At 42.6% G+C, this 1024-nt stretch carries 1 protein-coding gene; it reads left to right on the forward strand.

Going from position 1 to position 1024, the window contains the following annotated elements; translation table 11 throughout:
* On the forward strand, positions 1–1011 hold a 1011-nt coding region (locus tag GQR54_RS19430; RefSeq protein ID WP_166379707.1), incomplete at its 5' end, for an IS4 family transposase.
* Positions 1012–1024 lie beyond the last annotated feature (13 nt).

Consider the following 1024-nt stretch of genomic DNA (forward strand, 5'->3'; position numbering starts at 1 on the left):
AAACACCTTTTTAAACATACAGCAACGCAGTGGGAACAGTCGCAAACTTTTGATGACGTGTGTGGTTTAAAGCTGCTAAGCGTTGACGGTACACAATTTAAAACCCAAGATACGCCGAGTAACCGTCATTTTGGCTATGCTCAATCGACAACGAACTTCCCCTCAGTACTTGCTGTAACCTTGATGTCGACAAGAACGCATTTAATATCCGATGCAGCATTTGGCCCCATTACCCAAAGTGAAATTCATTATGCTCAACAGCTTGTTGGCTCAGCACCTGAACATTCACTAACTCTATTTGATAGAGGTTTCTTTTCGGCTGAACTATTCACGAGCTGGCAAGGTGTTAGCGAAAATCATCATTGGCTTACGCCCATCAAAAGTAAAATGCGCTATGAAATAACGGAATCATTTAGCGATTACGACCACTTAATAACAATGCCTATTTCGCCACAAGCTAAAAAATCAGCCCCTTACCTAGGTGATACATGGCAAGCAAGGCTTATTCAAATTCCGACACCTAAAGGTGAAATAAAAGGGTTCATCACCTCATGCGCCTGTCCAGAAAAGTACCCGCTGAAAGCGCTACTCGATGTTTATTGGCAACGATGGGAAATAGAGCGAGGATATGGTGAGCTCAAGCAATATCAATTATCTAATAAGCCAGCGCTACGGAGCTTGAAACAGGAAGGTATTTATCAAGAGCTCTGGGGTATTCTGACGTCATACAATATCGTGAGACTTGAGATGGCAGAGATGGCTAAAGCCCATAAAGTGGAGCCATTACGCATCAGTTTCATAAACGCATTATACCTGATACAAGACGAGTTTTTATGGTGCTCAGGTCGAAGCCCCGGGACAATCCCTAAAAAGCTAAAAGAACTACGTGAAAACGGTAAACGGCTAATATTACCGGAGAAAAGAAAGCGAAAAGCTTATCCGCGAACGGTGCTCGCAAAGACACAAAAATATCCAGTTAGGTATAAACGAAAAAACACCACTCGTTCTTAAACGAGTGGTGTTA

It is taken from the genome of Pseudoalteromonas sp. Z9A4, assembly GCF_011378845.1.
In the GTDB taxonomy this organism is placed as follows: Bacteria; Pseudomonadota; Gammaproteobacteria; order Enterobacterales; family Alteromonadaceae; genus Pseudoalteromonas; species Pseudoalteromonas arctica.